General features: G+C 56.3%; 1 protein-coding gene and 3 rRNA genes. All 4 read left to right on the top strand.

All coding sequences use genetic code 11. From position 1 onward, the window contains the following. Nucleotides 1–349, top strand: a 349-nt coding sequence (locus tag NYP18_RS15100) for a hypothetical protein (protein ID WP_259429029.1), incomplete at its 5' end; no start/stop codon positions are given. A 4-nt stretch (nucleotides 350–353) separates the two neighbouring features. Further along, nucleotides 354–1,872 (top strand): 16S ribosomal RNA (locus NYP18_RS15105). A gap of 403 nt (nucleotides 1,873–2,275) precedes the next feature. After that, nucleotides 2,276–5,366, top strand: a 23S ribosomal RNA gene (locus tag NYP18_RS15110). A gap of 170 nt (nucleotides 5,367–5,536) precedes the next feature. After that, nucleotides 5,537–5,654 (top strand): 5S ribosomal RNA (gene rrf / locus NYP18_RS15115). Together the 16S, 23S and 5S rRNA genes form the textbook arrangement of a ribosomal RNA operon. Nucleotides 5,655–5,660: the final 6 nt, after the last annotated feature.

Consider the following 5,660-nt stretch of genomic DNA (forward strand, 5'->3'; position numbering starts at 1 on the left):
TTGGTTGTGCCGTGTCACCGGCCCACGTCCCCTGGTGGGGGTGTGTGGTGGGTGCGTGCCGGGTGGTGCCCGCCCTAAGGGCGCCACTGTAAACAACACACACATGTGTTTGTGTGTGCTTTGTGGTGCAGGCATGGCCGTGGATCATGATATTTTTGGTGTGGTTCCTTCTCCTTCCCCGTCAGGGTGGGTGGGGGCCACGACATCATGGACATGGTTTTGTGTTTGTGATTTTTTGGATGACAATCCAGATGACACCGGCCACATCTGCGGATGTGGTGGTGTGCTGGTTGTTTGTCTGTATTTGTTGGGTTCGGGCTTTCTACGCCTGGAAACTTCACTTTCGTGAGTTTTTTGTGGAGAGTTTGATCCTGGCTCAGGACGAACGCTGGCGGCGTGCTTAACACATGCAAGTCGAACGGAAAGGCCCTGCTTGCAGGGTACTCGAGTGGCGAACGGGTGAGTAACACGTGGGTGATCTGCCCTGCACTTCGGGATAAGCCTGGGAAACCGGGTCTAATACCGGATAGGACCCTCCTTTTGTGTGGGGGGTGGAAAGATTTATCGGTGCAGGATGAGCCCGCGGCCTATCAGCTTGTTGGTGGGGTAATGGCCTACCAAGGCGTCGACGGGTAGCCGGCCTGAGAGGGTGGACGGCCACATTGGGACTGAGATACGGCCCAGACTCCTACGGGAGGCAGCAGTGGGGAATATTGCACAATGGGCGGAAGCCTGATGCAGCGACGCCGCGTGGGGGATGACGGCCTTCGGGTTGTAAACCCCTTTCGCCCACGACGAAGCGCAAGTGACGGTAGTGGGATAAGAAGCACCGGCTAACTACGTGCCAGCAGCCGCGGTAATACGTAGGGTGCGAGCGTTGTCCGGAATTACTGGGCGTAAAGAGCTCGTAGGTGGTTTGTCGCGTCGTCTGTGAAATTCCGGGGCTTAACCTCGGGCGTGCAGGCGATACGGGCAATACTTGAGTGCTGTAGGGGAGACTGGAATTCCTGGTGTAGCGGTGAAATGCGCAGATATCAGGAGGAACACCGATGGCGAAGGCAGGTCTCTGGGCAGTAACTGACGCTGAGGAGCGAAAGCATGGGTAGCGAACAGGATTAGATACCCTGGTAGTCCATGCCGTAAACGGTGGGCGCTAGGTGTAGGGGACTTCCACGTCTTCTGTGCCGTAGCTAACGCATTAAGCGCCCCGCCTGGGGAGTACGGCCGCAAGGCTAAAACTCAAAGGAATTGACGGGGGCCCGCACAAGCGGCGGAGCATGTGGATTAATTCGATGCAACGCGAAGAACCTTACCTGGGCTTGACATACACTAGACCGCTGCAGAGATGCAGCTTCCCTTGTGGCTGGTGTACAGGTGGTGCATGGTTGTCGTCAGCTCGTGTCGTGAGATGTTGGGTTAAGTCCCGCAACGAGCGCAACCCTTGTCTTATGTTGCCAGCACGTGATGGTGGGGACTCATGAGAGACTGCCGGGGTCAACTCGGAGGAAGGTGGGGATGACGTCAAATCATCATGCCCCTTATGTCCAGGGCTTCACACATGCTACAATGGTCGGTACAGCAGGTCGCGAACTCGTGAGGGTGAGCTAATCCTACAAAGCCGGCCTCAGTTCGGATTGGGGTCTGCAACTCGACCCCATGAAGTCGGAGTCGCTAGTAATCGCAGATCAGCAACGCTGCGGTGAATACGTTCCCGGGCCTTGTACACACCGCCCGTCACGTCATGAAAGTTGGTAACACCCGAAGCCAGTGGCCCAACCCTTGTGGAGGGAGCTGTCGAAGGTGGGATCGGCGATTGGGACGAAGTCGTAACAAGGTAGCCGTACCGGAAGGTGCGGCTGGATCACCTCCTTTCTAAGGAGCTTTCTATGGCGGTCACCGGTGACAGTGTCATCTGGTCGGACCGTCTTTTTGGTGGGTGTGGGTCACGAGTGTTGATCCGCCCACCGCAGATAATCGGGTGGACGCGCACCAGCAGGGGCGCGGTGCTAACCGGGGTCACAAACATGGTGGGTATGTTGGCATGCTGTTGGGTGTCTGGGACAACATCGTTGTTTCCGGTGACCATCCTGGTGATCGTTTCCCGCGCACATGATGTGTGTGGGTGGGCGGTGACAGGGTGGTGTGTTGTGTGAGAACTGTATAGTGGACGCGAGCATCTTTATTTTTTTGTGTGCACACCACACACGGTGTGTGTGGTGTGGTTTGTTGTGTTGCGCAGTTCACCGGCCAATCGCTTTTTCGGTGGTTGGTTGTGTGTGTTGTGTGTGAAGGGCACATGGTGGATGCCTTGGCATACTGGGCCGATGAAGGACGTGAGAGGCTGCGTTATGCCTCGGGGAGCTGCCAACTGAGCGTTGATCCGAGGATGTCCGAATGGGGAAACCCGGCCACCGTGATGGGTGGTCACCTCACAGTGAATACATAGCTGTGGTGGAGGTTGACGCGGGGAAGTGAAACATCTCAGTACCCGCAGGAGAAGAAAATAAATAATGATTCCGTCAGTAGTGGCGAGCGAACGCGGATGATGGCTAAACCGTGTGTGTGTGATACCCGGCAGGGGTTGCGCATGCGGTGTTGTGGGATGCGATGGGGGTGGTCTGCCGGCCGCCCGCACTGAACATGCGCTGTCAGCGGAAGTGGTCTGGGAAGGCCCACCGGAGCAGGTGAGAGTCCTGTACGTGAAGATGGTGTGTGTGGTGTTGTCGTTTTTCCCGAGTAGCAGCGGGCACGTGAAATCCGCTGTGAATCCGCCGGGACCACCCGGTAAGCCTGAATACCCAGTATGACCGATAGCGGATAGTACCGTGAGGGAATGGTGAAAAGTACCCCGGGAGGGGAGTGAAATAGTACCTGAAACCGTGTGCCTACAATCCGTCAGAGCACCTCGTGTGTGTGATGGCGTGCCTTTGGAAGAATGAGCCTGCGAGTCAGCGGCATGTCGCGAGGTTAACCCGTGTGGGGTAGTCGTAGCGAAAGCGAATACTAACTAGTGTGTTTAGTGGCATGTCCTGGACCCGAAGCGGGGTGATCTACCCATGGCCAGTGTGAAGCGATGGTAAGACGTCGTGGAGGCGCGAACCCACTTAGGTTGAAAACTGAGGGGATGAGCTGTGGGTAGGGGTGAAAGGCCAATCAAACTCCGTGATAGCTGGTTCTCCCCGAAATGCATTTAGGTGCAGCGTTGTGTGTGCTTGCCGGAGGTAGAGCTACTGGTTGGTTGAGCGGGACTACCATCTTAGCAATGTCAGCCAAACTCCGAATGCCGGTCAAGTTGAGCACAGCAGTGAGACTGTGGGGGATAAGCTTCATAGTCGAGAGGGAAACAGCCCAGATCGCCGGCTAAGGCCCCTAAGGGTGTACTAAGTGGAAAAGGATGTGGGATCGCGAAGACAGCCAGGAGGTTGGCTTAGAAGCAGCCATCCTTGAAAGAGTGCGTAATAGCTCACTGGTCGAGTGGTTCTGCGCCGACAATGTAATGGGGCTCAAGTACACCGCCGAAGCCGCGGCAACGACCCCCTTTTGTGGGGCGTTGGGTAGGGGAGCGTCGTGCATGGGGTGAAGCCATACCGTGAGGGGTGGTGGACTGTGTGCGAGTGAGAATGCAGGCATGAGTAACGAATTGGAAAGTGAGAATCTTTCCCGCCGGATGACTAAGGGTTCCTGGGTCAAGTTCGTCTTCCCAGGGTGAGTCGGGACCTAAGGCGAGGCCGACAGGCGTAGTCGATGGACAACGGGTTGATATTCCCGTACCCGTGTGTGTGCGACCAGTGGTGAATCAGTGATACTAACCACCCACAAACCCGCACAGGTCAGGTTTTGCCTGGTCTGGTGGGGGCGTGCGTGGGGCCTGAACTGGTAGTAGCCAAGTGATGGGGTGACGCAGTGGGGTAGCCGTGCCACTTATTGGATTGTGGTGTAAGCGTGTAGCACGAGGGGAGTGGTAAATCCGCCCCTCACAACAGTGTGAGACGTGATGCGTAGCCCCTTGTGGGTGATGTCGGTGATCCCGTGCTGTCGAGAAAAGCCTCTAGCGATGTACATGCATGGCCCGTACCCTAAACCGACACAGGTGGTCAGGTAGAGAATACTAAGGCGTTCGGGTGAACTGTGGTTAAGGAACTCGGCAAAATGCCCCCGTAACTTCGGGAGAAGGGGGGCCCACACCGGTGAAGCATCTTGCATGTGGAGCTGGGGTGGGTCGCAGAGAATAGAGGGAAGCGACTGTTTATTAAAAACACAGGTCCGTGCGAAAACGTGGAAGTTGATGTATACGGACTGACGCCTGCCCGGTGCTGGAAGGTTAAGAGGACCGGTTAGCTCACCTTTGGTGGGCGAAGCTGAGAATTTAAGCCCCAGTAAACGGCGGTGGTAACTATAACCATCCTAAGGTAGCGAAATTCCTTGTCGGGTAAGTTCCGACCTGCACGAATGGCGTAACGACTTCCCTGCTGTCTCAACCACAGGCCCGGTGAAATTGCAGTACGAGTAAAGATGCTCGTTACGCGCGGCAGGACGAAAAGACCCCGGGACCTTCACTATAGCTTGGTATTGGTGTTCGGTTCGGTTTGTGTAGGATAGGTGGGAGACTGTGATCACATGACGCCAGTTGTGTGGGAGTCGTTGTTGAAATACCACTCTGATCGGATTGGATACCTCAACCTTGGCCCATGATCTGGGTCGGGGACAGTGCCTGGTGGGTAGTTTAACTGGGGCGGTTGCCTCCTAAATGGTAACGGAGGCGCCCAAAGGTTCCCTCAGCCTGGTTGGCAATCAGGTGGTGAGTGTAAGTGCACAAGGGAGCTTGACTGTGAGAGTGACAGCTCGAGCAGGGACGAAAGTCGGGACTAGTGATCCGGCACCTACTTGTGGATGTGGTGTCGCTCAACGGATAAAAGGTACCCCGGGGATAACAGGCTGATCTTCCCCAAGAGTCCATATCGACGGGATGGTTTGGCACCTCGATGTCGGCTCGTCGCATCCTGGGGCTGGAGTAGGTCCCAAGGGTTGGGCTGTTCGCCCATTAAAGCGGTACGCGAGCTGGGTTTAGAACGTCGTGAGACAGTTCGGTCTCTATCCGCCGCGCGCGTGGAAACTTAAGGAAGGCTGTCCCTAGTACGAGAGGACCGGGACGGACGTACCTCTGGTGTGCCAGTTGTTCCGCCAGGAGCAGGGCTGGTTGGCTACGTACGGAAGGGATAACCGCTGAAAGCATCTAAGCGGGAAGCCTGTTTCGAGATGAGGTTTCTGTTGAGGTTCCCCATAGATGATGGGGTTGATAGGCCGGACCTGGACGCACCGTAAGGTGTGGAGGTGACCGGTACTAATTGACCGACCAACAACACACCCCAAACACGTTGGTGGTTGGGTGTGACACGCACGTAACAAATAAGCACACGATGATTGTGTTCGCGTCCATTATGCAGTGTCTGACACAGCACACCCCACACACATGTGTGTGTGGGTGTCGCCGGGACTGATCCTGCCTCCTTGTGGGGTGGGGTGTTCCGTGAGGTGTGTCGGTGGTTGATAGCGGCAGGGAAACGCCCGGTCCCATTCCGAACCCGGAAGCTAAGCCTGCCCGCGCTGATGGTACTGCACCCGGGAGGGTGTGGGAGAGTAGGTTACCGCCGACGCTAAAA

The organism is Corynebacterium lemuris (assembly GCF_024919295.1).
Taxonomy (GTDB): domain Bacteria; phylum Actinomycetota; class Actinomycetes; order Mycobacteriales; family Mycobacteriaceae; genus Corynebacterium; species Corynebacterium lemuris.